Raw genomic sequence first — 24953 nt, 5'->3', positions numbered from 1 at the left:
GTATGAGTCTTCGCGAGGTGTCCTGGCAGGCTGTCGTCGCGCGCCGGATGGCGCGGCATCAACTGGCCGCGCCGGCGACGGGTGATCCGGCGGCAGGTGAGACGGCGGACGTGGTGCGGGCGATGTGTGGGGCGCATGCGCAGGTGCTGTCGGCCGCTGAGGTTTCCGTCGCGCTGCGGATCGAGGGTGCGACGCGGGTTGATGTGCAGCGCGCCTTGTGGGAGGACCGGAGTCTGGTGAAGACCCTCGGGCCGCGGGGGACCGTTCATCTGCTGCCCGCCGTGGATCTGGCGAGTTGGGTCGGCGCTCTGTCCGCGCTGCCGACGACGCCCGGCGCGGTACCGGAGTACATGCGGATGACGCCGGAGCAGATCGATCAGGTGATCGCCGCGATCGGGGACGCGCTGGCCGAGAACGACCTGACCGTGGACGAACTCACCGACGAGGTTGTCGCGCGGACCGGTTCGTGGGCGGGAGATCTGGTGATGCCCGCGTTCCAGACCTACTGGCCGCGCTGGCGTCAACTGATCCCGGCCGCGGCGAACGCGGGCGTGCTCTGCTACGGAGCCAACCGCGGCCGCAACGTGACGTACTCCAACCCGCACCGGTTCACACCGTTCAAGCCGGAGAGCGCCGAGATCGCGCTCTCTGTGGTGCTGAAGCAGTATCTGCATTCCTACGGACCGGCCACCCCGCAGCAGTTCGCGCGGTGGTTCAACGTCACGCCGACCTTCGGAGCGAGGCTCTTCACGTCGTTGGCGGACGAGTTGGAGGAAGTGTCGCTCGACGGCAAGCCCGCCTGGCTGCTCCGCGGCGACACCGACCTCCCCGACGAGCCGGCGCGCGGAGTACGCCTTCTCCCGTACTTCGACGCGTACGGCGTCGGCAGCCATCCCCGCGAGATGGTCTTCCCGGGCAAGGCCTGGGATCGCGCTCTGGCCAGGGGACAGGCGGGCAATTTCCCGCTGCTGCTGATCGACGGGATCGTGGGCGGCGTCTGGCACCAGCGGAGGTCCGGTCGCAAGGTCCAGGTGACGGTCGAGCCGCTGGGCAAGCTCAACCAGTCCCGCCGGCGCGCGCTCGACGACGAGGTGAGCAGGCTCGGCGAGATCCTGGACGCGAAGCCCGACCTGACCATCGGCGAGGTCACCGTCGGCGCCCACGCCTAGCCTCAACGGGAACCGGCGGCATCCAGGTGCTCGCCTGGGTCAAGTTGGTTAGGGCAGCCTTAGTTAAATGTGGTGAGGGTTACCCTGGTCGCCTACGCCTCACTGTCCAGGATATGAGCTGGCCGTCTCGCCAATTGGTCAGTATTGGCTCGCCTCCGAGATCCTGACCAGAACTGCTGGCATACTTCCATCAGCATCGCGTGGGGCGGTGCACGGGCGGGGGAGATCTTCTCCACTCGTGCGGCAGACGAGGAAATATCGAGGGAGAACCCGTGGCACGGCGCCTGTTCACGTCCGAGTCGGTGACCGAGGGTCACCCGGACAAGATCGCTGACCAGATCAGCGACTCGATCCTCGATGCCCTGCTGGCCGAGGACCCCAAGAGCCGCGTCGCGGTGGAGACCCTGGTGACGACCGGCCTGGTCGTCGTCGCCGGCGAGGTCACCACCACGGCGTACGTGGACATCCCGGGCATCGTCCGGGACCGGATCCTCGAGATCGGCTACGACTCGTCGCTGAAGGGCTTCGACGGGGCCTCCTGCGGCGTCACGGTCGCGATCGGGAGCCAGTCGCCCGATATCGCCCAGGGCGTCAACACCGCCTACGAGACCCGCGCCGACGCCTCGTCGGACGCGCTCGACCTGCAGGGCGCCGGCGACCAGGGCCTGATGTTCGGCTACGCCTCGGACGAGACGCCCGAACTGATGCCGCTGCCGATCACCATCGCGCACCGGCTGTCCGCGCGGCTGTCCGAGGTCCGCAAAGACGGCACGATGGCCTACCTGCGCCCCGACGGCAAGACCCAGGTCACGGTCGAGTACGACGGCGACCGGGCGGTCCGGATCCACACCGTGGTGGTGTCGAGCCAGCACGCCGCCGACATCAGCCTGGACTCGATGCTGACGCCGGACGTGAAGAAGCACGTCGTCGACCCGGTGCTCGAGCAGTTCGAGATCGACTCGGCCGACTACCAGTTGCTGGTGAACCCGACCGGCCGGTTCGAGATCGGCGGCCCGATGGGTGACGCCGGCGTGACCGGTCGCAAGATCATCATCGACACCTACGGCGGCATGGCCCGCCACGGTGGCGGCGCCTTCTCCGGCAAGGACCCGTCGAAGGTGGACCGCTCGGCGGCGTACGCGATGCGCTGGGTGGCGAAGAACATCGTCGCCGCGGGGCTGGCGAAGCGGGCCGAGTGCCAGGTGGCCTACGCGATCGGCAAGGCCGCTCCGGTCGGCTTCTACGTCGACACGTTCGGCACCGAGACCGTGCCGGTGGACAAGATCAGCGACGCGGTGCTCGAGGTCTTCGACCTGCGGCCGGCCGCGATCATCCGCGACCTGGACCTGCTCCGGCCGATCTACGCCCAGACCGCCCGCAACGGCCACTTCGGCCGTACCGGCGAGGACTTCACCTGGGAGCGCCTCGACCGGGTCGAGGCGCTGAAGGCCGCCGTCTCGAAGTAGTTCTCAGCAGTTTCTCCACAGCCGCCCGTGACCTGTGCAGGTCGCGGGCGGTTTGTTGTCCCCAGGCCTCCCGACAGTTGTCGTGCCACCCGACTAGAGTTCCCCAGTGGCACAGAACGGGGACTCACCTGAGCAGCTGACGTTGCTCCGCGAGACCGTTCGGCGTTCGCGGACCAAGGAGCCGGCCGGGATCACCTCATCGGTGCCGATCGCCCGGATCGCGGTGGACGTCTCGCTGCCGCATCTCGACCGGACGTTCGACTACCTGGTGCCCGACGACCTTGCCGAGGCGGCGCAGCCAGGCACGCGAGTGAAGGTGCGGTTCGCAGGCAAGGACCTGGACGGGTTCGTGCTGGCGCGGATGGAGTCCTCCGAGCACGAGGGCAAGCTCTCGCGGATCCGCAAGGTGGTGTCGCCCGAGCAGGTGCTGACGCCCGAGGTTGCCGATCTCTGCCGAGCGGTCGCTGACCGGTACGCCGGGGTCTTCGCCGACGTGACGCGTTTAGCGGTGCCACCTCGCCACGCCAAGGTCGAAGCCGAGGGCCTGAAGTGCTCGCAGCCCGTCCAACCGGTGGCGTCCACCTCCCGGTCCGAGTGGGCGCCGTACCCGCTGGCCGGGGGATTCTTGAACGCTTTGACCCGTTCGGAGGCGCCGCGCGCCATCTGGACCGCAGTACCGGGGGCTGATTGGGCACTGGCCTTCGCTCAGGCCGCGGCTGTCTGCGCCGCCGCCGGCCGTGGTGCGTTGCTACTCGCTGCGGACGCGCGTGATCTGGACCGACTCGCGGCCGCTTGTACTGCGGTCCTCGGGCCCGACGGCTTCGTCACGCTCTCCGCGGATCTCGGGCCGACCGCCCGCTACCGCGCCTTCCTGGCTGCCTTGCGGGGTTGCGCGCGAGTAGTGATCGGGACACGTGCCGCGGCGTTCGCCCCGGTGGCCGACCTGGGGCTCGTCGCGCTGTGGGACGACGGCGACGACTCGTACGCCGAGCCGCGCGCGCCGTATCCGCATGCCCGAGAGGTGCTCCTGCTGCGCGCGCATCGGCAGAAGTGCGCCGCCTTGCTGGGTGGGTTCGCGCGCTCCGCGGAGACGGCCGCGCTGCTCGAGTCCGGCTGGGCGGGGGAGTTGATCGCGGATCGCACGGTGATTCGCGCGGCGGCTCCGGCCGTGCACATCGCGGGGGAGTCCGACACCGATCTGGCACGGGACCCTGCGGCGCGGGCCGCTCGGCTTCCACACCGGGCATTCGAGGTGGCTCGCGAGGGCCTGAAGACAGGGCCGGTACTGGTCCAGGTCCCGCGTGCCGGGTATCTGCCGAGCCTGGTCTGCCAGACCTGCCGGGCGCCATCGCGGTGCTCGACCTGCGGCGGGACGCTACGCCGTACTGGTGGTTCCGGGCCGCCGAGTTGCAGCGTCTGCGGCCGGCCCGCGGCGGACCACCGGTGCCCGGAGTGCGGTGACACCCGGATGCGCGCAGCCGTCGTCGGAGCCCGCCGTACCGCAGAGGAACTCGGCCGCGCCTTCCCCGGAGTACTGGTTCGTACTTCGGGTGGCGACAGCATGCTCGACTTCGTGCCGGATCAGCCGGCGTTGATCGTCACCACGCCGGGAGCTGAACCCGTCGCCGAAGTTGGTTACAGCGCGGCGCTCTTGCTGGACACCTGGTTGTTGCTGGCTCGGCCGGATCTGCGGGCGCCGGAGGAAGCGGTGCGGCGGTGGTTCAACGCGGCGGCGCTGGTTCGGCCTGCTCGTGAAGGTGGCGCCGTGATCATGGTGGGGGAGCCGTCGGCCACACCGTTGCAGGCGGTGGTCCGGTGGAGTCCGGAGGGATTCGCGTCGCGCGAACTGGAGGAACGGCGGACGGCGCGGCTGGCTCCGGCGGCGAAACTGGCCGAGCTCACCGGGCCGACGGATGCGGTCGCCGACTTGGTGGCTCGGGTGCGGGAGTTGGTGGATCCTCAAGCGGGGTTGGAGGTTCTCGGGCCGGTGGCGGTGGATGACGAGACAGCGCGGGCGGTCGTGCGCACGCCACGCTCGGCCGGGACCAGTCTTGCTCGGGCGTTGAAGGAAGGGCAGGCGGCCCGCAGTACCAAGAAGCTGGTCGGAGCCGTGCGGGTCCAGGTCGACCCGGCGTCCTTCGGTTAGGCGGAGGCCAGCGCGGCTGGGCGGGAGGCGACCAGCAGGTGGTTGCCGAGGGAGGTGCGGGAGTACAGCACGGTGCGACCGTCGCGGCGGGAGTCGACGACGCCGGCCGCACGGAGGATGCTCAGGTGCACGCTCAGGGTCGGTGCCGAAACACTCAGTTGGTTGGCCAGGCGGGTGGTCGACATCGGCAGGTCGAGGTGGCTCACGATCGCGGCGCGGGTCCGGCCGACCAGTTCGGCGAGCGGGGATTCGCTGACGTCTTCCTGGCTCTCCCAGAGGCGCCCGAGCCCACGCGGCGGATAGGTGATCGTCGGCACGTGGGGTGAGGCCGTCACCGGCAGCGCGGCGGGCCACGTGAAGACGCAGGGGACGAGCAGCAAGCCCTGACCCGGCAGGGGTTCGCCGTCGCAGCTGAACGGTCGGTCGATCTCGATCCGGTCGCCGCGGAAGTGAACCGACGGGTGCAGGTTGCGGAGCAGCCGGTCCACTCCGCCACTCGCCAACTCGTCCAGCCGGAACGCGAGGTCCTCCTGCAACAGCGCCCGCATCCGGCGCCAGTCGGGCTCGATCGCCAGCCGCCAGTAGCGGTCCAGTGCGGAGGTGATTCGGTCGAGTGCCTCGGCCGGATCGGCGATCAGCTCGGGAAGCAACGGGTGGGGCGTCTCGCTGTGCAGCTGGGCCAGTTCGTCGACGACGAGGTGGTGCGGGGTGGCCGCGACGGCGGCGAGGCCGGACTCGAAGCTGGTGGAGCGCCGCGGTGGGGCCGGCGTGATGAAGTCCGGGATGTAGCTGACCGGCGGGATCAATGCCCTCAGCAACGTCAGGTCCTCGTTCTCGATCACCGGACGGACTCTGCGCAGCCACGGTCCGTGCACGCTGCTCGCCGTACTGTTGCTCAGCGCCCGGATGCTGGTCACGGTCTCCCAGACCGGCGAGAACGCGAACCTGATCCGGCTCACGTCGTCGGTGCTCAGCCTGAGAGTGATCACCTCAGCACTCTAACCCGCCGGCAGACGATTAGCCCTGGGCCTAATGTTCGACAGGCCCGTCGGACGCCTCGACAGTAGAGGCATGAACGAGACTCCCCGCCTTCCAAGGGCCTTCTGGGCTCTGTGGGTCTGCCAGTTGGTCAACCGTCTCGGCAGCTTCGTCCAGCCCTTCCTGGTCCTCTACCTGACCCAGGACCGCCACCTGTCCGCCGGTACCGCGGGTGCCGTGGCCGCTGCGGTCGGTGCCGGATCGGTGGTCTCCCAGCTGGCCGGCGGCTGGCTGTCGGACCGGACCGGACGGCGCCGGATCGGTGGTCTCCCAGCTGGCCGGCGGCTGGCTGTCGGACCGGACCGGACGGCGCCGGACGATGCTGCTCGGCTTCTTCGGGACCGCGGCGGCGTTGATCCTGCTCGGCTCGGCGCGCTCGATGGTGACGATCTGGGTGGCGGCGTTCGTGGTCGGCCTGATGGGCGACCTGTTCCGGCCCGCGGTGCAGGCGACCGTCGCCGATCTGCTCCAGCCCAGAGAGCGCGTTCGCGCGTACGGGCTGTTGTTCTGGGCGATCAACCTCGGCTTCTCGGTCTCCACGGTGAGCGCGGGGGTGCTCGCGAGCATCGGCTACAACTGGCTGTTCTGGATCAACGCCGGCACGTCGGTGATCGCGGCGTTGGTGATCTGGCGGATGGTGCCGGAGACCCGGCCGGTGCTCGACGATGGACCGCGACGGCCGTTGCTGCCGGTGGCGCTGCGCGACACCACGTTCCTGCTGATGATCCTGCTCCAGGTGGGCTACGCGACGATCTACTTCCAGGGGTACTCGACGCTGCCGCTGGCGATGGCGGCGGACGGGTTGCCGTCGTCGACGTACGGGCTGGTGATCGCGCTGAACGGCGTGGTGATCGTGCTGGTGCAGCCGTTCGTCAACCGGCGATTGTCCCTGCTCGACCGGCCCAAGCTGCTGGCCGGTTCGATGCTGATCGTCGGTCTCGGGTTCGGTCTCGGAGCGGTCGTGCACAGTTGGTGGGGCTATGGGCTGTCCGTGGTGGTGTGGACGATCGGTGAGATCGGGTTCGCGGCTGTCATCGGTGCCGTGTTCGCCGACCTGGCGCCGGTGGATCTGCGGGGCGGCTACATGGGACTGGCCGGGAGCATGTCGTTCGGGCTCGGCAGTGTGATCGGGCCGCTGCTGGGAACCAACACGCTGGAACACGCCGGCCCTACCACCGTCTGGCTGGGTTGCGCGGTGCTCGGAGTGCTCTTGTTCGCTGGTCAGCTCGCGTTGTCGCCGGCGCTCAAGGCCCGGGCGAGCGCCAACGAGAGCCAGACGGCCGTCCCCGCCGCGTCGTGATCATGCTCACTTGGCCGGATGCCGGCCCGGACAGCGCCCAGGGGTTTCGTAGGGTTGCGGGTATGAGTGAGCGCAGCGTTGACGTCGTGGTGTTCGATATCGGGGGCGTGCTGCTGGACTGGAGCCCCGACTACCTTTACCGCGAGCTGATCCCGGACGCCGGGCAGCGAGAGCACTTCCTCACCAAGATCGCCACGCCGAGCTGGAACCAGCAACAGGACGCGGGCCGGACCTGGGCCGAGGCGGTCGCCGAGCTCAGCTCGCTGCACCCCGAGCACGCCGAGTGGATCGAGGCGTACGACACCGGCTGGCTGCAGATGGCCAAGGGCATCTTCGAGGACACGGCGGCGGTGCTCACCGAACTCCGCGAGCTCGGCGTCCCGACGTACGCGCTGACGAACTTCTCCGCGGAGAAGTGGGAGGTGGCGAAGGCGTCGTTCCCGATCCTGACCCAGTTCGACGGCGAGGTCGTCTCCGGCGCCGAGCAGACCGTCAAGCCCCACGAGAAGATCTTCCGGATCCTGATCGAACGCTTCGACCTCGACCCGGCCCGCACCTTCTACACCGACGACATGCAGTACAACGTCGACGGCGCCCGCGCGGTCGGCCTGGACGCCGAGCAGTTCACGGATCCCGCCACCCTCCGCAAGCAACTCAGAGAGCGAGGTCTGCCTCTCCGTCCGTGACGTGTCGAAGGGTCAGGCTGTCGTCACGGCGATGGCCTCGGTGTACTTCGAACCGGCGCCGAGGTGGGCTGCTTCCACGATGAGGGTGTCGTCCTGGCAGGTGGGTGCGGTCAGGGCGCTTTCCGGGGGAGTGGCGTAGATCCGTTGGGGGCGGGCCAGACCTGGTTGCCAGCGCTGGAGCTGGTACGCCTCGACGCCTTCGGTGACGGTGCGCACCTCCCAGTGGATCCAGTTGCCGCAGGCCACGATCGTGTCGGTGACGATCGGGCCGATCGAACGAACCGCCCCGGCGGCGGACTCCCGGACGTAGCCGGTGCTCTGGTACTGGTCGGGGTCGGACGCGCCGACCTCTGACCAGACCGTTGCTCCGCGCAAGGAGGCGCCGCTCCACTGGATGCAGTTCTTCGCCGCCTTCACCGGCTGGGCAGCCCCGCCGCTGAGAGCAGCGGTCAGCAGCCGCTTGCAGCGGCGGGCGGTCTGCGGTGCGGTGATCTCGCTGAAGGTGACCGAATCAGCCGAGACCACCGGGTCCGCGATGTACCCCGGGTCGGCGACGCAGGCGACCGTGCGCGGCTTCAGCGTTTCCAGGTCCGCGACGATCAGGCATGACCTGCGGGAGGCATCGGTCGTGCTGTAGGCGAACGTCCCGTCGTAGGCGCCGATCTCGGGCTCGGAGATGCGAGGGAGCGCTTTCTGCGTGGCGAGGTCGGTGCCCTTGCCGGTGGTCAGGTCGTAGCGGAGGGCGCGGATCTCCGGGTTCGGGCCGTCCGAGCGGATGTCCTCGATCAGCGCCCACTTGTCGTCGATCACGACCGGGGACTGGGCTACGAATCCGGCCGGCGGAGCATGCCGTACGACGATCTTCCGGTTCGCGCGGTTCGTGATGGTGGTGGTCCCGGCTTCGTCACTGGATCGCGTGACCAGGTACTTCCGCTGCTGGGTGACCACGTGCTGGCCGTCGACGGGCTGGCGCAGGATCTTGGTCAGCGTCGGGGGACCGGCCGGGGTGTTCGGAGAACTGGTGGTCGGCGTACCGGGGGTGGGTGTGGCGCTGGGAGTCGGCGTGGACGCAGAGCCGGACGGGGAGCCGGGTGCGGAGCCGGTCGCGGAGGGAGCGCTCTCCGGTGGGCCGCCGGACGAGCACGAGCTGAGCAGCAGCGCGATCGTCGCGGCGGACGCGACCGGGAGGACGAGGGAGGAGCGACGCATGGACCTACAGACCGATGTTCTTGAACGAGTTGGCCAAGGTGGCGTTGAACAGTGCCGAGGCGGGGATGTTCTTCGGGCCGTCGGTGACGTTGCCGCGGCTGTTGAAGCGGCGCTCGTTGAACACCTCGAAGATCGCGATCGTGCCCTTCTTGGCGTCGTAGCCGCGGCCGACCTGGTAGTGCCCGCTGTGGTTGAAGGCGAGGTACGGGAAGTACCGCTTCAGCAGTTGGGTGTGCTCGATGATCGGCGCGGGCTTGCCGTCGCCCAGGTGGTTCTGGTGCACGGTGAAGAACTTCTGGGTGTTCCAGTGGCCGACGTTCTGCACGATGTAGGTGCCGGCGGCCAGGTCCCAGTTGGTCTTCAGGTTGGTCTGCTTCACCATCGCGGTGATCGCGGTCCCGGAGGTGGTCGCGCCGAGGTCCTTGGCCCAGGACGCCTGGGTGTCCTTCTGCTTGTCATCCGCCCAGTCGATCGACTGGAAGGTCGCCGGACCACACCAGTAGCCGCGGTCCTGCGAGGTCTGGAAGCCCTTCATGATGTACGACGAGGACGGCAGTCGCACCGGTGCCGCGGTCGGGGGCTTGGGTGAGGCAGGCGGCTGCGGGGTGGTGGTCGGCGGGGTCGGTGTACTGGGTGAGGTCGAGGGCTTGGGTGTTGCCGACGGGGTGGCGGTCTGTCCGGTGTCCGGAGCCGCTTGCTGCTCTGAAGGCTGAGTCGCATCGAGCTCGCGCAGTGCCTTGGCCTTTGCTCGGCCCTCCCAGGCGCTCTGCATCTCGTCGAGCTCTGCCTTCAGGCGGGCGCCGTCCGACAGCGTCGAGCGCTCGGTGACGAACTCGCCCGGCGTCAGCGCGCCCGTCGCGATCGCCTGCTCGCTCTCGCCGTTGGCGGCTTCGGTCCCGCTCTCGGCGGAGACCTCAGGAGCCGTCGCGGCGGCGCTGATCTCCGCGCCCGTCGGCAGGTGGTCGACGAAACCCAGGCCGAGGCAGTAGTTCTCCGCCTCGAGCTTGAAGCACCGCATCACCTGCTTGCTCTGGTCCGCGAGAGCGGTTGCTCGCAGCATCGACGAGTTCGGTGCGGTCGCGATGACGTTCTGAACCAACTCACTCCAGGAGTGCGCCGCGGGCGGCGCGGTCGGATCAGGCTCCGGAGCGATCGTCGGTGTCTCGGTCGGCGCAGTAGTCGGCGCCGTGCTCGGCGCGGTGCTCAGCGCCGTGGTTGGGGCGGTTGTCGATACGGTCGTCGGTGCGGCGGTCTGAGGCCGGGCGCGGCCGGCGGTCTCAGGGTCGCTCGGTCGGTAAGCGGCGGCCAACGGCGCCTGCGCGAGCAAGGCGCCGAGGAGGATCAGTCCGGCTGCCCCCCGTGTCGCTGTGGGCATGGTGGTCTCCCGTTGGGCGTGTGACGGTAGTGACTGTAGGTACGCCTGAGACCACAGTACGTGCTAGTGGCAACAATGTGGAGTGCCGCCGTCGCGCTGAGCCACCGAGCCCGCACGCACACCGCCACAACCCAGTACGTCGCCGTGCCCACTAGACTTGCCCGGTCCCCCCTTCGGTGAGTGCTGTGGAGTTTGCGTGTCGGTTCAACCCATCCGTCTGTTCGGCGATCCCGTCCTGCTCACCAAGGCCGACCCGGTCGTCGACTTCGACGCCGAGCTGCGCCGCCTGGTCTCGGACCTGACCGACACCATGCAGGCGGCCCCCGGTTCGGGCCTGGCCGCGCCGCAGATCGGTGTCGGCCTGCGCGTCTTCACGTACTTCGTGGAGGACGAGCTGGGCCACCTGGTCAACCCCGAGCTGACCCTGTCGACGGAAGAACAGTTCGGCCCCGAAGGCTGCCTCTCGATCCCCGGCCTCACCTTCGACTGCCTCCGCGCCCAGTCGGTGATCGCCAAGGGCTTCAACATGTACGGCGAACCGGTGGTGATCGAGGGCTCGGACCTGCTGGCCCGCTGCATCCAGCACGAGACCGACCACCTCGACGGGGTGTTGTTCGTGGATCGGCTGGACACCCAGACCCGCAAGGCCGCGATGAAGGCGATCCGGGAGTCGGACTGGATCGGCGGCCCGCCGCAGCTCAAGCTCTCACCCCACCCGACGAACGGATTCGGTCTGTGAGAGTCGTCTTCGCCGGCACCCCCGAGGTGGCCGTCATCGCGCTCGAGGCGATCGTCGCCAGCGGCCACGAGTTGGTCGCCGTGGTCACTCGCCCCGATGCGCCGGCCGGCCGGGGCCGCAAGCTCGTGGCGTCGCCCGTCGCGCAGTACGCCGAGGAGCTCGGTGTCGAGGTGCTCAAGCCGGTCAAGCCGCGCGATCCCGACTTCCTGGCCCGGCTCACCGAGATCGCGCCGGACTGCTGCCCGGTCGTCGCGTACGGCGGATTGCTGCCGCAGGCCGCGCTCGACATCCCGCCGCACGGCTGGATCAACCTGCACTTCTCCGTACTCCCGGCCTGGCGTGGTGCCGCGCCGGTGCAGCACTCGATCATCTCCGGCGACGACGTGACGGGGGCGAGCACGTTCCGGATCGTGAAGGCGCTCGACGCGGGACCGGTGTACGGCGTACTGACCGAGCCGATCGGGCCGAAGGACACGGCCGGGGATCTCCTCACCCGGCTGGCGGCGTCCGGCGCCAAGCTGCTGGTGGACACGCTCGACGGGATCGAGGCGGGTGTTCTCGAGGCACGGGAGCAGCCGGCAGATGGGGTCACGCTCGCGCCGAAGATCAACGTCGAGGACGCCGAGTTGGATCTCACCGCGCCGGCTCAGCGGGTCGATCGTCTTGTCCGCGGCTGCAACCCGGCGCCCGGTGCATGGACCACGTTCCGTGGCGAGCGGCTGAAGGTGCTCGAGGTCGAGCTGAGCGACGAGGATTTGAAGCCAGGCGAGCTACAGGCGACGAAGTCGACTGTGACAGTCGGCACCGGCAGCACGGCGATCCGGCTCGTAGTCGTCCAACCCCAAGGTAAAAAGCCGATGGCAGCCGCCGACTGGGCCCGTGGCATCCGCCTCACCCCCGAGGACCACCTGGGTCCGGACGCGTCGCCCACCGCGCAGACAGAGCAGGCCGTCCAGGCCGAGCCCGCCGGCGGCGCCGGCGCAGAGTCGAGCTCGGCGTGAGCGATCGGAGTCCTCGGAATCGGGCGCCGCAGCGGCGGCCGGACAAGGTGCGGCAGGTTGCTTACAAGGTGATCCGGCAGGTCACGGCGGAGGACGGCTACGCGAACCTCGTCCTCAACAAAGCCCTGCGCGACCAGCGACTCGGCGGCCGCGACGCAGCCTTCTGTACCGAACTCGTGCACGGCACGCTCCGCTGGCAGGGCACGTACGACGCCATCCTCGCGCGCAGCGTGTCCCGCCCACTGACCGACCTGGACCCCGAGCTGCTCGACCTCCTGCGCCTGGGAGCCCATCAGCTGCTCCGGATGCGCGTCGACTCGTACGCCGCGGTGAACGAGATGGTGACACTGACCCGCTCGGAGGTCGGCCAGAGCCGCAGCGGACTGGTGAACGCCGTGCTCCGCAAGGTCAGCCAGAAGTCGTTCGACCAGTGGATCACCACGGTCGCACCGCACTCGGACGATGACCTGTTCGGCTATCTCTCGATTGCGAAGGCGCATCCCCGCTGGATCGTCGAGGCCTTCGCGGACGCGCTTCAGACCGACGGCTACGAGCTGGACGACCTGCTCGACGCGGACAACGAGCCGCCGCGCGTGACGCTGGTGGCGCGGCCGGGTCTGGCCGAGGTGGACGACCTGGTCGAGGCCGGAGCCACCCGCGCCCGCTGGTCGCCGTACGCCGCTGTCCTGCAGGGTGGCGGTGATCCCGGGCGAATCTCGGCCGTCTCCTCGGGGCGGGCCGGAGTACAGGACGAGGGGTCGCAGCTGGTTGCTACTGCTCTCGCGACGGCACCACTGGAGGGCACGGACGCCAAGTGGCTCGACCTGTGCGCGGGACCCGGTGGCAAGTCCGCCCTGCTGGCAGCGATCGGCAGTCAACGCGACGCGCTCCTGACGGCGGTTGAGCCTCTACCGCATCGCGCCGAACTGGTGCGGGCGAATCTGCGCGCAGTACCGGGCGACCACCGGGTCCTGGTCGGAGACGGTACGAAGCCGACGTGGCCGGAGGGCTCGTACGACCGGGTGCTCGCCGATGTGCCGTGCAGCGGGCTAGGGGCGTTGCGCCGTCGACCAGAGGCCCGCTGGCGCCGTACTGCGAAGGACGTGGAGGAGCTGCGTCCGCTGCAGGAGCGGTTGCTCGACTCGGCGATCACCTCTGTCCGCAAGGGCGGCGTGGTCGCGTATGTGACGTGTACGCCGCACCCGATGGAGACGCGCGCGGTGGTCGACACAGTACTGGCTCAGCGCGGTGACGCCGTGCTCGAGGACGCGCGCCCGCTGTTTCCCGGGGTGCCGTCGCTCGACGGAGGCCCGGACGTGCAGCTGTGGCCGCACCTCCATGGGACGGATGCGATGTATCTGGCGCTGATCAGGCGCACCTGATGGTCAGCAGGTGGACCGGGTGTCAGGTGTGTTGGGTCGAACGGTCATGATGGAGGGGTGACAACGACCGACACCCGCCCGACCCGTCCGGCCCGCAGCGCACAACAGCACCAGCTCATCGGCCTGTCGGCGGCGTTCGGGATCGGCATGCTGGTCGCCGTCCAGTCCCGCCTGAACGGCGAGCTCGGCCATCGCCTCGACGACGGGATCGCGGCCGCGCTGGTGTCCTTCGGGTCAGGTCTGGTCCTTCTGCTGATCGGGTGTGCTGCGGTGCCGCGCATCCGCAGGTCGCTCGCACGGGTCTGGCAGACGATCCGGAGCCCTTCCGGTGGACTCAGATGGTGGCAGTGCGTCGGTGGTCTCGCCGGTGCGTTCCTGGTCGTCACACAGTCGACCACCGTCGCAGTGATCGGTGTAGCTGTGTTCACCGTCGCAGTAGTCGCCGGACAGGCCGTCAGCAGCTTGGTGGTGGACCGCCTTGGCTTCGGGCCGGCTGGTCCGCAGCCGTACACGCCGCTGCGGGTAGTGGGCGCCGTGGTGGCGCTGGTGGCCGTAGTACTGGCTGTGTCTGATCGGCTGAACCACCCGTCCGGCCTGCTGCTCGCGCTACTGCCTGCGCTGGGCGGAGTCGGTACGGCGGTGCAGCAAGCCATCAATGGACGAGTAGCCCGTACTGCGTCGCCGGACGCCTACGGCGCCGTCGCAGCCGGCGTAGTCAATTTCCTGATCGGCACAAGCGCGCTAGTGGTCGCATTCGCCATCGACCTGCTCCTCCGCGGTACGCCGAACAGCCTGCCCTCAGACCCCTGGCTGTACTTCGGGGGTGCGTGCGGCGTGATCTTCATCAGCGCGGCGGCCTCGGTGGTCCGGGTCGTGGGCGTGTTCGTCCTGGGGCTCGGCACGATCGCCGGCCAGTTGATCGCCAGCCTCTTCATCGACCTGTTCGTACCGGCCTCCGACCAGGAGGTGACGCTCCCGGTCGTCGCCGGCACCGTACTGGCTCTCGTCGCCGTCGTGGTCGCGTCCCTCCCCAACCTCAGGAAGAACTGAGTCGTTCCGGCGGCGGACGATCCGGATCAGGCCCTGGGACACCGCGACGCCGGTGAGGACGACGAGTGCGCCGACCGGCTGGTACCAGGTGAGGTGCTCGTCCAGCACCAGGACGCCGACGATGATCGCGAAGATCGGCATGATGTAGGTGACCGTCGCGGTCATGCTGGCGCCGATCAGCCGGATCACCCGCAGGTTGAGCACGAAGGCCAGCCCGCTGCCGAGGGCGCCCAGGGCGAGCACGCTGGCGATCACCTCGATCGACAGTGACCACGGTGCGGGCGGCGCGTGGCCCGCGAGGATCGGGGCGATGACCGCGAGTTGCACGCTGGCGCAGAGCAGCAGGGTCGCCGACAGCGCGGTACCGGACAGCTTGCTGCCCGCGATGAATCGCTTCTGGTACGGGATGGCGATGCCGTAGGCCAGCGCCGCTGCCATGCAGAACAGTTGACCGACCAGGTCAGCGCCGCCCTGCAACTGCCAGGCGCCGAGCACGACCATCATGCCGAGGAAGCCGATCGTCAGCCCGACCACCCGCTGCAGGGTGAACTTCTCGGTCCGGAAGACCAGGACCGCGACCGGAAGAACCACCAGCGGGGTGATCCCGTTCCAGATCCCGGCCAGCAGCGAGGGGATCCGCTGCTCGCCGTACCCGAACAGTGTCCAGGGCACCGCCGATCCGATCGCCCCGGCGACGAAGTTGTGCGCCCAGATCCGCGGCGAGCGGGGCAACGACTCCCGCTTGATCACCAGGATCGCGACCAGCACCAGCGACCCGGCGATCACCCGCCCGAGGGCCAGGTACGCCGGATGCAACTCCCGCACCCCGATCGAGATGAACAAGAAGCTGCATCCCCAGATCGCAGCGAGGACCAGCATGGTCGGAAGCCAAGCCCGAACCGCCGGCTTGTCAGGAGTCGTCAGGGTGCTCACTCCTGACATCCTGCAGCATGGCCCGGACATTTTCCGCTTTCTGCCCGGAATTGGGCACTCGTGCGCAGTCCGGCGCCTCAACACGCTGCCCCCTCTGCTCCGACCAGGTTTGTCCGGGCAGGATGGCGACATGGGTGACTTTGAGGTTGATGCTGTCCGTAAGCAGTTTCCGGCGTTGGGTGAGGGGGCCGCGCACTTCGACGGGCCGGGTGGGTCGCAGACGCCGCAGGTGGTGGCCGATGCGGTGGCGCGGACGATGGTCTCGGCGTTGGCCAACCGGGGGCAGTTGACGCCGGCCGAGCGGCGGGCCGATGAGGTGGTGGTCGGGGCTCGGCAGGCGATGGCGGATCTGCTGGGGACGGACCCGGGTGGGATCGTCTTCGGCCGGAGCATGACGCAACTGACCTATGACTTCGCCCGCACGCTGGCCAAGGGCTGGGGGCCGGGGGACGAGGTGATCGTGACCCGGCTGGATCACGACGCGAACGTGCGGCCGTGGGTGCAGGCCGCCGAGGCCGTCGGCGCCACCGTGCGGTGGCTCGCGTTCGACCCGTCGACGACCGAACTCGACGAGATCCAGCCGTTGCTCTCGGCGCGGACTCGGCTGGTGGCCGTGACCGGGGCTTCCAACCTGATCGGGACGCGGCCCGACCTCGAAGGCATCGCCGCACTCGTTCACGAGGCCGGCGCGCTCCTGTACGTCGATGGCGTCCACCTGACGCCGCACGCGCCGGTGGACGCGTCGTTCGCGGACTTCTACGCGTGTTCGCCGTACAAGTTCTTCGGGCCGCACTGCGGGGTGCTCTCGGCGTCACCGGCGCTGCTCGATGGGCTCCACCCGGACAAGTTGCTCCCAGCAACTGATGTGGTACCGGAGCGGTTCGAGTTCGGCACCTTGCCGTACGAGTTGCTCGCCGGAACCACGGCGACGGTGGACTTCCTGGCCGGTCTCGGCGGAACGGGAGAGAGCCGGAGAGAGCGCTTGCTGAGCTCTCTGGAACTGCTGGAGAGCTACGAGGACGAGTTGCGCGCTGAGCTGGAATCAGGGCTCGCCGCGATCTCGGGCGTCACCTTGTACGGACGCGCGCAGCGGCGTACGCCGACGCTGCTGTTCTCCGTGGCGGGCTGGGAGTCCCGCGCGGTCGCGGCCAGGCTCGCAGAAGCAGGCGTCAACGCTCCAGCCGGCTCGTTCTACGCCCTGGAGGCATCTCGCCACCTCGGCCTGGGCGACGCCGGCGCGATCCGAGCAGGCCTCGCGCCGTGCACGAACCGCTCCGACATCAACCGCCTCCTCGAGGCAGTAGAAGGCCTAGCTTCCTGACCACGGAGCGCCGGTGCCGTTCATGCGGCTGGCGAAGGGGTCCTGAGGAGTGATCTCGCCGCGGTGGACCGGTCGCGCCAGGAAGGCCGACTTGTAGATCGCGGCAACCAGTTCGAGCGTGGCGCGGGCGGTGCGCAGAGGAACCGGAGGAGTCGTGCCGGCATCCAGCCCGTCCAGTACTGCGCTCAACTGGGCAAGGTGATTGCTCGGCTGACCGGTCGGGCCCTTCGACCAAGCGGCGGCGACCTCGTCCTCGAAACCGGGTGCGGCGGTGACCGTGAAGTCGTCGTCCGTGTAGCCGTAGAGGTGTTCCAGGTCGACCGTGGCGTTCTCGAAGTCGAAGCGAAGGGTCGACGTCTGCCGCGGCGAGACCACCGAGTTGACCACGCTCGCCAGTACGCCGGAATCGAACGTGACGAGTGCCATCGACACGTCCTCCGTGTCGGTGTCGCGCGAGGTGCGGGCGGCGACAGCGGTCACCTGGTCCCATTCGCCGAGAGTGGCGAGCAGGAGGTCCATCTGGTGGATGCCGTGGCCCATCGTGGGTCCGCCGCCCTCGATCTCGAACGAGCCGCGCCACGGCACGGTGAAGTACGCGGCGTCCCGGTACCACTGGGTGTGGCACGTCGCGATCAGCGGCCGCCCGAATGAGCCGGACTCGACGATCCCGCGCAGTTTCCGCGCGCCCGACCCGAACCGGTGCTGCGACACCACGGCCACCGATCCGCTCGACGAAGCCTCAGCCGCCAGCAGTTCGTCCACTGACGCGAGGGATACGGCGATCGGCTTCTCGACCACCACCGTGGCCCCGGCTTCCAGGGCCTGAGTGGCCAGTTCGACGTGGGATCCCGGCGGAGTACAGACGTGCACCAGGTCGACGCCGTCCGCCAGCACGTCCGCCAACGCGGTGGCCGCCTGCGGAATCTCCCACTTCTTCGCGAACTCCTCGGCCCGGCCGGCGTCCACGTCGACCGCCCCGACCAACTGCACCCGCGAAGAGCCCAGACTCGTCAGGGCCTCGGCGTGGGCGTGGGCGATGCCGCCGGTCCCTACGATCACAGCGCGGTACGGTCGCATCGGTCCTCCAGGACGGGAAGCGTTTTCCAACATCTGCCGGGCACCTGTCTACCGGACGCCGGAAGTCATCGTCAACGGGTCTTGCTAGCGGGCGAAGCGACTAAGTAAAGTCTGTGGGGTAAATAGCCGAGAAGGGGCCCAGTGCGTGAGAGAACCCAGCAAGGTCTTCGTCCAGGTAGGTCCGACGGATGCCCTGAGCCCCGCGCAAGCCGGCGGCAGCGGGTGGACCGCGGCCGGGATCGACGTGGAGTGGTCGGCTGGCGGTGAGGTGGTCGTCGCCGCCTCGGATGGTGTCTCGCGGGTCGCGCTGCGATGGGATGAGGCCGTTCCTGCCGAGAGCCTGATCCTTGGAGACGCCTGGGAGCGCTCGTACGGCGATCTCCAGTGGCGGCATCTTCAGCCCGAGCGGCTGCTGCCGTGGTACTGGCTGGCGCACGACCCGAAGACCGGTACGACGACCGGCGCAGGCGTCGACGTACAGCCTGGCGCTTTCTGTTCCTGGACCGTCGATGCCGGAGGCTTCACGCTCTGGCTCGATCTCCGCAACGGCGGCGGCCCCACGCAACTCGGAGGACGTCGGCTGACGGCCGCGGTGGTGCGGCGGTTCGAGGACGCCGGTACGCCGTGGCTCACGCTGCACGCGGCGGTCGAGGCAATGGCTTCCCGGCTACCGGCGCGACCTGAGCCCGCGCCGGTAGTCGGGGCGAACAACTGGTACTACGCGTACGGCGAGGGCTTCGACGAGAAGGCGGTTCTCCAGGACGCGGCGATCGTGGTCGAGTTGGCCGATGGTCATCCGGTGAAGCCGTTCAGCGTCGTCGACGACGGCTGGAACCCCGGTGGCAACGCGTCGGGAGGTCCGTGGGACAGCGGTATCCCCGGGCTGTTCGACGACATGGCCGGCACCGCCGCCGCGGTCAAGGAGATCGGCGCCCGGCCGGGCCTGTGGTTCCGCCCGTTGCTGTCCCGAGAGAGCGGTCCCTGGGGTCACGCCGGGCAGACCGACGGGTACGGCCAGGCCCTCGACCTGTCGTACCCGGAGGTGCTCGACCTGGTCCGGGCAGACCTGCATCGCTTCAAGGACTGGGGTTTCGAACTGGTCAAGCACGACTTCAGCACGTACGACGTGTTCGGCCGGTTCGGCCCGGCGATGGGCGCCCGGCTGACGGACTCCGGCTGGCAGTTCCACGACCCGACCCGTACTACGGCCGAGATCGTGCTCGCGCTCTACACCGAGATCCGGGCGGCGGCCGAGGATGTCGTATTGATCGGGTGCAACACCGTCGGGCACCTGGCAGCCGGCCTGGTCGACGTCCAGCGGACCGGTGACGACACGTCCGGGCGCGACTGGGAGCGGACCCGGAAGATGGGCGTCAACTCACTCGCCTTCCGGCTGCCGCAGCACAACCGGCTCTTCACCCTCGACGCGGACTGCGTGCCGTGCACCCCGCAGACGCCGTGGGAGCTCAACCGGCAGTTCCTCGACCTGGTGGCGCGGTCAGGGACCGCCCTCTTCGTCTCGATCGACCCCGCCGCCCGGACGGAGCAGTCGGATCGCGATCTTGGCCACGGTATACGGTTGGCGCTCAGTGGTGGTGACGCCGCGGATGGTGGGATCGAGCCGCTGGACTGGCTGGCGACCACGGCACCGGCCGTCTGGCGTACCGGCACGGAGACGGTCCGCTACGACTGGTCGCGGCCGTGGGGCGCTGACCCGGCCTCGGACTGACGATCGTCCGGGCAGCGAGGACAGGGGGAGTGGTGAGCACCGAGCAGCCACCGGCCGTGGTGCGCCGGGGTACTAATCTCGATCGGGTCGGCGGCTTCAACGACACCGTGGTGCTGGACGCGATCAGGCGGGCCGACCAGCGGCTGAGCCGGGTCGAGATCGCCGCGTCCACCGGACTGTCGGGTCAGGCCATCTCCAACATCACCCGCCGGCTGCTGGACGCGGGCCTGGTCCGCGAGGCCGGCCGGCAGAAGGGCGCCGGTCTCGGCAAGCCCCGCACGCTGCTCGAACTCGAGCCCACCGGCCAGTACGCCGTGGGCGTGCACCTGGACCCGGCTGTCGTCACCGTGGTCGTGCTCGACCTGACCGGCGAGGTGGTCGCGCGCCGGCGCAGTGAGACCCCGGCTTCGGACGACCCCGACGTCCTGATCGAGGGAATCGCTGCCACAGTCGAGCAGGTCATCGAGGAGGCGGGCGCACCGCGGGAGCGGGTCGTCGGCGTCGGGATCGCCGCCCCGGGACCGATCGACGTCGACCGTGGCGTCGTGGTCGATCCTCCGAACCTCACCGCCTGGCACCTGGTTCCGCTGCGCGACGCCTTGCGCGAGCGGACCGGCCTGCCGGTGCTCCTGGACAAGGACGTGACGGCGGCCGCCTCGGCGGAGAAGTGGGCCGGCGGCCCGAACGGACGCGGCAGCTTCGTCTTCTTCTACCTCGGCACCGGCGTCGGCGCCGGTCTGGTGATCGGCGACGAGGTGGTCCGCGGCTCGTCCAGCAACGTCGGCGAGATCGGTCACGTCATCGTCGATCCGGACGGCCCACTCTGCTACTGCGGACGCCGCGGCTGCGTGGGAGAGACGAGCCAGCCGCGCTATCTGGTCCAGCAGGCCGCCCAGGCCGGAGTAGTTGCTCAAGGCATCGACCTCGACGACCGGCACGCGGTGGACGTCGCTTTCGCCCAACTGTGCGCGGAGGCGGCCGCCGGACCCGGTGTCGCGCGCGGGATCGTCACCGCGCTGGCGGAGCGGATCGCCAAGGTGGTCGAGGACATCGCGAACCTGCTGGACCTCGAACGCGTCGTCTTCGGCGGCCCGCACTGGGACCAGCTGGCACCCTTCTTCGACGAGGCCGTCAGAGCGGCGCTGGAAGAGCGCTTCCTGGTCCGGTCCGTGCATCCCTTCGTCGTCGCCGGTACCGCGCTCGGCGCGGACGTCGGCGCGGTCGGCGCCGCCAGCCTGGTGCTCGACCACACCTTCTCGCCCAACCCCTCAGTGCTCCTGCTCGGACCCGCGGAGAGCGCCCCTGCGACTGCGACCGGGTCTGCTGAAAGGTGATGTCCTGATGACCGGAATTGATCCCGAGGTGCTGGCCCGCGCCACCGACGAGGTACGGCGGGCGACCGGCGACCAGGTGATCGCGGACATGTTCCAGGCCTCGATGGCGCAGAACCTCCCCGCGGTCGCGGAGCGGTTGCCGGACGGGACCACCTTCGTGCTGACCGGGGACATCCCGGCGATGTGGCTGCGCGACTCGGCCGCGCAGTTGCGGCCGTACCTGGTGCTCTGCGCCGAGGACCCTGCCCTGCAGGACATCTTGATCGGCGTCCTGCACCGGCAGCTCGAGTACATCGCGCTCGACCCGTACGCGAACGCGTTCAACCGCGAGCCGAACGGCGCCGGGCACACCACCGACGAGACCGAGATGTCGCCGTGGGTGTGGGAGCGCAAGTACGAGATCGACTCGCTCTGCTACCCGGTCGAGCTGGCCTACCGGCTCTGGCGGATCACCGGCCGCGCCGACGTGATCGACGACCGGTTCCGGGTCGCGGCGGTGGCGATCCTCGACCTCTGGACCACCGAACTGGACCACGAGGCGCGGTCGCAGTACCGGTTCCAGCGGCATGGCGAGGCGCCGACCGACACGCTGGTCCGGGACGGGCGGGGCCGGCTGACCCGGCCGACCGGGATGTCGTGGAGCGCTTTCCGGCCCAGCGACGACGCCACCGAGCACGGGTTCAACGTGCCCGGCAACATGTTCGCCGCGGTCGTGCTCGGCTACCTGGAGGCGATCGCCACCGAGGTGCTCGGCGACGCGGCCCTGGCCGCCCGGGCCAAGGAGTTGAAGGCCGGCATCGAGGACGGCATCGCGCAGTACGGCACGGTCGGCCACCCGACGCTCGGGCAGGTCTACGCGTACGAGGTGGACGGCACCGGAGAGCGGCTGCTGATGGACGACGCGAACATGCCGAGCCTGCTGTCCGTGCCGATGACCGGATTCGCCGCGGCCGACGACCCGACGTACCTGGCGACTCGTTCGCTGCTGCTCAGCCCCGAGAACCCGTACTACTACAGCGGCACGCACGCGGAAGGGATCGGGAGCCCGCATACTCCGCCGGACCACGTGTGGCCGATCGCGCTCGCGGTACAGGGGTTGACCAGTACTTCGGCGGAGGAGCGGCAACGCCTGCTCGAACTGCTGCGGGACACGACCGGCGGCACCGGCCAGATGCACGAGTCCTTCCACACCGACGACCCGACCGTCTTCACCCGCGAGTGGTTCTCCTGGGCCAACGCGATGTTCTGCGAACTCTGCCTCGCCCACGCGGGGCGCACGCTCAGATGACGTCGCGGCGGCGGGTGGTGACCGCGGCCAGTACGGCGAAGATCAGGGCGTAGGCGAGCATCGTCAGGAGAGCGCGATCTCCGCTGACGGCGTCGCGTACTCCGGGCGGGGCGTCGGCCGCGGTCATGCCGGTGATGCTGAAGACGAGCGCGCCCGCGTTCGCGCCGGGCATCGCGTCGGACAGGAACTCCAGGTCGGGCAGCAGGCTGCTCACGACCCCGGCGAGCAGCGCCTCGATGCCGAGGACCCACACGACGCCCAGCCCGATCGGCAGTGCGACGTTGCGGAAGGCAACGGCCAGTACGGCGCCGGCCAGGCACCACATCGCCAGGACGAGCCAGCCGCCGGCCAGGCCTGTCAGCAGGTCGAGCGGTCCCGGCCAGTTCATCGGGGCGTTCTCGGCCGCGGCGATCGCGATGCTGGACGCGGCGCAGGCGGCGAAGATTCCGATCACCCAGACGGCGAGCATCGTGAAGAGGCCGAGCAGTTGCGCGCCGAGGATGGCGGCGCGGCCGGGGCGCTGGGTGAGGATCGTCTTCAGCGTTCCCCAGGTGTACTCGCCGCCGACCACGATCGCGCCGAGCACCAGAGCGAGCGCTCCCGCGAACACGGGGAAGCCGCCGATGGTGTTGTCCAGCACGCGTTCCGGCAGCAGCCCACGCAGTACTTCGGAGCGGGGGATGCCGTCGGTCTGCTGGTTGCCGTCGCCGGTCGCATAGCCGAGATAGGGCAGCAGGTAGCCGAAGATCAGGCTCAGCACGAGCCCACTTGCGAACAGCACCCAGACGGCGGATCGCTTGCGGAGCTTGAGCAACTCGGCGCGGTAACTACCCAACATCGGCCTTCTCCGTTCCGGTGCTGGTGAGCTCGAAGAAGACGTCCTCCAAGGCCCGTTCCGTGCTGTGCAGCTCGGAGACCGCGATCCCCGCCTCGACCAGCAGGCGGTTCAGTTCGGCCGCGCGGTCGGGTGCCGCCTTCACCCGCAGCGTGTCGTCGTACAGGTGGACGGCGTCGGCGCCGACCGCCTGCTGGAGCACCGAGCGAGCGCTCTCTCGTGGCACCGCGCGGATCACCAGTTCCTGCTCGGCGCGCAACTCGTCGACGTTGTGCTCGGCAACCATCTTGCCTTCGTTGATGATGCCGACCCGGTCGCAGATCTGCTGCACCTCGCCGAGCAGGTGGCTGGACAGCAACACCGTCCGGCCGTCGGCCCCGAGCTCGCGGATCAGCCGTCGCATGTCCCGCATGCCGGCCGGGTCCAGCCCGTTGGTCGGCTCGTCGAGGATCACCAGCTCGGGATCCTTCAGCAACGCCGCCGCGACCCCGAGCCGCTGCTTCATGCCCAGCGAGTACGTCGAGAAGCGGTCCCGCGCGCGGTCGGCGAGATCCACCAGCTCGAGAACCTGCTGGATCCGCGCGCGCGGCACCTCGGCGTACTCCGCGAGCAGCCGCAGGTTGTCCAGACCGGACAGGTACGGGTAGAAGGCCGGCGACTCGATCATCGAACCGGTCCGGGCCAGCACCTGCGCCTGGCCGGGTGCTCCACCGAGCACGCGAACGGTGCCGCTGGTCGGCGCGATCAGGCCGGTCAGGATCCTCAGCGTGGTGGTCTTGCCGGCTCCGTTCGGCCCGAGGAACCCGTAGACCTCACCGGGCTGGACCATCAGATCGACACCGTCGACAGCCAGGGTGTCGCCATAGCGTTTGGTCAGGCCGGTGACCTCGACCAGCGGGGCAGCAGTTCGGTTCATACCCCAGACCTTGCCGCCTGGGCCCCCCTCACCGCGTCGGCTCGGGGGAGTGACCCGGGCTACCGCCAGGGGAGTATCCGGGCGGCCCCTGCGTCCAGGTGCGCCGCCGACGAGAGTAGAGCCGACCTCAGCCCGGGCGGGCGTAGTACGGGGTTGGTCAGCCGAGCCAGCCTGGGCGGACGGAGTGCGGGGTGGGTCAGCCGAGCGAGCCCGGGCGGGCGGAGTACGGGGTGGGTCAGCCGAGCCAGCCTGGGCGGACGAGGCCGGTTTGGTAGGCGAGGACGACCAGTTGGGCGCGGTCGCGGACGCCGAGCTTCACCATCGCGCGGCTGACGTGAGTCTTGGCCGTCGCGGGGCTGAGCACGAGGCGCTCGGCGATCTCGTCGTTCGACAGGCCCTCGCCGACCAGCGCGACGATCTCCCGCTCGCGCTCGGTCAGCACGTCGAGTTCGTTGCTCGCATGCGGTTGCCGGCTACGGCTGGCGAACTCGGCGACCAGCCGCCGAGTCACTCCCGGCGACAGCAGCGCATCACCGCGCGCGACCACTCGCACAGCCTGGAGCAACTCGACCGGCTCGGTGTCCTTCACCAGGAACCCACTGGCGCCGACCCGGAGCGCCTCGAAGACGTACTCGTCCAGGTCGAACGTCGTCAGGATCACCACGTGGACGTCGCAGAGGGTTTTGTCGGCGCCGATCTGCCGAGTCGCCTCCAGCCCGTCGGTGCCGGGCATCCGGATGTCCATCAGCACGACGTCCGGCTTCTCGGCCCGGGCGACCGCGACCGCCTCGGCGCCGTCGGACACCTCACCGATCACGGTGATGTCGTCCTCGGCGTTCAGCAGCGAGCGGAACCCGGCGCGCACCAGCGCCTGGTCATCGGCGAGCAGTACCCGGATCATGGTTTCTCCTATGTCAAGCGGCTGGTGCGAGGTTGGTTGTCGTGCCGCTGGTTGGGTT

Annotated in this window: 20 protein-coding genes and 2 pseudogenes; 14 read left to right on the top strand and 8 right to left on the bottom strand. The window is 69.4% G+C overall.

Features of this window, described 5'->3' with window-relative positions; genetic code table 11:
* Window positions 1-2: 2 nt before the first annotated feature.
* The 3 genes from ABD255_RS16665 (at window position 3) to ABD255_RS16655 (ending at window position 4781) form a co-directional block, all read left to right on the top strand.
* The gene (locus ABD255_RS16665; protein WP_344214780.1) at window positions 3-1169 is read left to right on the top strand and encodes a winged helix DNA-binding domain-containing protein; all 1167 of its coding nucleotides are present in this window, start codon (window positions 3-5) and stop codon (window positions 1167-1169) included.
* 272 nt (window positions 1170-1441) lie between these two features.
* Window positions 1442-2635, top strand: coding sequence for a methionine adenosyltransferase (gene metK / locus ABD255_RS16660; RefSeq protein ID WP_344214778.1), 1194 nt, complete (start codon window positions 1442-1444; stop codon window positions 2633-2635).
* Between the two features lie 106 nt (window positions 2636-2741).
* On the top strand, window positions 2742-4781 hold the full coding sequence (locus tag ABD255_RS16655) for a primosomal protein N' (protein WP_344214776.1): 2040 nt from the start codon (window positions 2742-2744) through the stop codon (window positions 4779-4781).
* On the opposite strand, the gene ABD255_RS16650 is transcribed toward ABD255_RS16655, so the two are convergent.
* Window positions 4778-5770 (bottom strand): ArsR/SmtB family transcription factor, encoded by a 993-nt coding sequence (locus ABD255_RS16650; RefSeq protein ID WP_344214774.1) that lies wholly within the window; start codon window positions 5768-5770, stop codon window positions 4778-4780. The genes ABD255_RS16655 and ABD255_RS16650 overlap by 4 nt on opposite strands.
* A 43-nt stretch (window positions 5771-5813) precedes the next feature.
* Here ABD255_RS16650 and ABD255_RS16645 point away from each other — a divergent pair.
* The 3 genes and pseudogenes from ABD255_RS16645 to ABD255_RS16635 all read left to right on the top strand — a co-directional run.
* Window positions 5814-6020, top strand: a pseudogene (locus tag ABD255_RS16645) (hypothetical protein); the annotation flags it as partial.
* A gap of 61 nt (window positions 6021-6081) precedes the next feature.
* Complete coding sequence (locus tag ABD255_RS16640) at window positions 6082-7119, top strand: MFS transporter (RefSeq protein WP_344214772.1); 1038 nt, start codon at window positions 6082-6084, stop codon at window positions 7117-7119.
* A 62-nt stretch (window positions 7120-7181) separates the two neighbouring features.
* Window positions 7182-7805, top strand: coding sequence for an HAD family hydrolase (locus tag ABD255_RS16635; RefSeq protein ID WP_344214770.1), 624 nt, complete (start codon window positions 7182-7184; stop codon window positions 7803-7805).
* A 12-nt stretch (window positions 7806-7817) separates the two neighbouring features.
* On the opposite strand, the gene ABD255_RS16630 is transcribed toward ABD255_RS16635, so the two are convergent.
* Window positions 7818-9014, bottom strand: a complete 1197-nt coding sequence (locus ABD255_RS16630) for a hypothetical protein (protein WP_344214768.1) — start codon at window positions 9012-9014, stop codon at window positions 7818-7820.
* 4 nt (window positions 9015-9018) lie between these two features.
* Complete coding sequence (locus ABD255_RS16625) at window positions 9019-10389, bottom strand: C39 family peptidase (RefSeq protein WP_344214766.1); 1371 nt, start codon at window positions 10387-10389, stop codon at window positions 9019-9021.
* 196 nt (window positions 10390-10585) lie between these two features.
* Here ABD255_RS16625 and def point away from each other — a divergent pair, with 196 nt between their 5' ends.
* Genes def through ABD255_RS16605 form a run of 4 tightly spaced genes read left to right on the top strand, consistent with a single transcriptional unit; the run spans window position 10586 to window position 14561 of the window.
* Window positions 10586-11128: a peptide deformylase gene (gene def, locus ABD255_RS16620; protein ID WP_344214764.1), complete on the top strand. Its 543-nt coding sequence runs from the start codon at window positions 10586-10588 to the stop codon at window positions 11126-11128.
* A complete protein-coding gene (fmt, locus tag ABD255_RS16615; protein ID WP_344214762.1) occupies window positions 11125-12129 on the top strand; it encodes a methionyl-tRNA formyltransferase in 1005 nt (334 codons plus the stop codon). The genes def and fmt overlap by 4 nt, the downstream gene beginning before the upstream one ends.
* Window positions 12126-13511 carry an RsmB/NOP family class I SAM-dependent RNA methyltransferase gene (locus tag ABD255_RS16610; protein WP_344214760.1) on the top strand — a complete coding sequence of 462 codons (1386 nt, stop codon included), beginning with the start codon at window positions 12126-12128 and terminating at the stop codon, window positions 13509-13511. The genes fmt and ABD255_RS16610 overlap by 4 nt, the downstream gene beginning before the upstream one ends.
* 57 nt (window positions 13512-13568) lie before the next feature.
* A complete protein-coding gene (locus ABD255_RS16605; protein WP_344214758.1) occupies window positions 13569-14561 on the top strand; it encodes a DMT family transporter in 993 nt (330 codons plus the stop codon).
* Window positions 14562-14612: 51 nt separating this feature from the next.
* Here ABD255_RS16605 and ABD255_RS16600 read toward each other — a convergent pair.
* Window positions 14613-15440: pseudogene (locus ABD255_RS16600) on the bottom strand (DMT family transporter); the annotation flags it as partial.
* A gap of 184 nt (window positions 15441-15624) precedes the next feature.
* On the opposite strand from ABD255_RS16600, the gene ABD255_RS16595 reads away from it, so the two are divergent.
* On the top strand, window positions 15625-16815 hold the full coding sequence (locus tag ABD255_RS16595; protein WP_344214756.1) for a cysteine desulfurase-like protein: 1191 nt from the start codon (window positions 15625-15627) through the stop codon (window positions 16813-16815).
* On the opposite strand, the gene ABD255_RS16590 is transcribed toward ABD255_RS16595, so the two are convergent.
* Window positions 16804-17874 carry a Gfo/Idh/MocA family protein gene (locus ABD255_RS16590; RefSeq protein ID WP_344214754.1) on the bottom strand — a complete coding sequence of 357 codons (1071 nt, stop codon included), beginning with the start codon at window positions 17872-17874 and terminating at the stop codon, window positions 16804-16806. The two genes, ABD255_RS16595 and ABD255_RS16590, sit on opposite strands and share 12 nt — an antisense overlap.
* A gap of 163 nt (window positions 17875-18037) precedes the next feature.
* On the opposite strand from ABD255_RS16590, the gene ABD255_RS16585 reads away from it, so the two are divergent.
* From ABD255_RS16585 to ABD255_RS16575, 3 genes are read left to right on the top strand one after another with little or no spacing between them, the layout of a single operon-like run.
* The gene (locus tag ABD255_RS16585; protein WP_344214752.1) at window positions 18038-19621 is read left to right on the top strand and encodes an alpha-amylase family protein; all 1584 of its coding nucleotides are present in this window, start codon (window positions 18038-18040) and stop codon (window positions 19619-19621) included.
* 32 nt (window positions 19622-19653) lie between these two features.
* On the top strand, window positions 19654-20955 hold the full coding sequence (locus tag ABD255_RS16580) for an ROK family transcriptional regulator (protein ID WP_344214750.1): 1302 nt from the start codon (window positions 19654-19656) through the stop codon (window positions 20953-20955).
* A 7-nt stretch (window positions 20956-20962) separates the two neighbouring features.
* Entirely contained in the window at window positions 20963-22243 is a 1281-nt protein-coding gene (locus ABD255_RS16575) for a glycoside hydrolase family 125 protein (protein WP_344214748.1), read from the top strand.
* On the opposite strand, the gene ABD255_RS16570 is transcribed toward ABD255_RS16575, so the two are convergent.
* The 3 genes from ABD255_RS16570 to ABD255_RS16560 all read right to left on the bottom strand — a co-directional run bounded on the left by ABD255_RS16570 (window position 22236) and on the right by ABD255_RS16560 (window position 24895).
* Window positions 22236-23081, bottom strand: coding sequence for an ABC transporter permease (locus ABD255_RS16570; protein WP_344214746.1), 846 nt, complete (start codon window positions 23079-23081; stop codon window positions 22236-22238). The two genes, ABD255_RS16575 and ABD255_RS16570, sit on opposite strands and share 8 nt — an antisense overlap.
* Complete coding sequence (locus ABD255_RS16565; RefSeq protein ID WP_344214744.1) at window positions 23071-23994, bottom strand: ABC transporter ATP-binding protein; 924 nt, start codon at window positions 23992-23994, stop codon at window positions 23071-23073. Before ABD255_RS16565 ends, ABD255_RS16570 begins: the two co-directional genes overlap by 11 nt.
* A gap of 235 nt (window positions 23995-24229) precedes the next feature.
* Window positions 24230-24895, bottom strand: coding sequence for a response regulator (locus ABD255_RS16560; protein WP_344214742.1), 666 nt, complete (start codon window positions 24893-24895; stop codon window positions 24230-24232).
* Window positions 24896-24953 lie beyond the last annotated feature (58 nt).

It is taken from the genome of Kribbella sancticallisti, from assembly GCF_039530625.1.
GTDB classification, from domain to species: Bacteria; Actinomycetota; Actinomycetes; order Propionibacteriales; family Kribbellaceae; genus Kribbella; species Kribbella sancticallisti.
This window is presented reverse-complemented; position numbering and strand designations above follow the sequence as displayed.

Coding starts and splice junctions, on each gene's coding strand:
- ABD255_RS16665 (WP_344214780.1), top strand. CDS start 3: ATGAGTCTTCGCGAGGTGTCCTGGCAGGCTGTCGTCGCGCGCCGGATG.
- ABD255_RS16635 (WP_344214770.1), top strand. CDS start 7,182: ATGAGTGAGCGCAGCGTTGACGTCGTGGTGTTCGATATCGGGGGCGTG.
- ABD255_RS16630 (WP_344214768.1), bottom strand. CDS start 9,014: ATGCGTCGCTCCTCCCTCGTCCTCCCGGTCGCGTCCGCCGCGACGATC.
- ABD255_RS16625 (WP_344214766.1), bottom strand. CDS start 10,389: ATGCCCACAGCGACACGGGGGGCAGCCGGACTGATCCTCCTCGGCGCC.
- ABD255_RS16595 (WP_344214756.1), top strand. CDS start 15,625: ATGGGTGACTTTGAGGTTGATGCTGTCCGTAAGCAGTTTCCGGCGTTG.
- ABD255_RS16575 (WP_344214748.1), top strand. CDS start 20,963: ATGACCGGAATTGATCCCGAGGTGCTGGCCCGCGCCACCGACGAGGTA.
- ABD255_RS16570 (WP_344214746.1), bottom strand. CDS start 23,081: ATGTTGGGTAGTTACCGCGCCGAGTTGCTCAAGCTCCGCAAGCGATCC.
- ABD255_RS16565 (WP_344214744.1), bottom strand. CDS start 23,994: ATGAACCGAACTGCTGCCCCGCTGGTCGAGGTCACCGGCCTGACCAAA.
- ABD255_RS16560 (WP_344214742.1), bottom strand. CDS start 24,895: ATGATCCGGGTACTGCTCGCCGATGACCAGGCGCTGGTGCGCGCCGGG.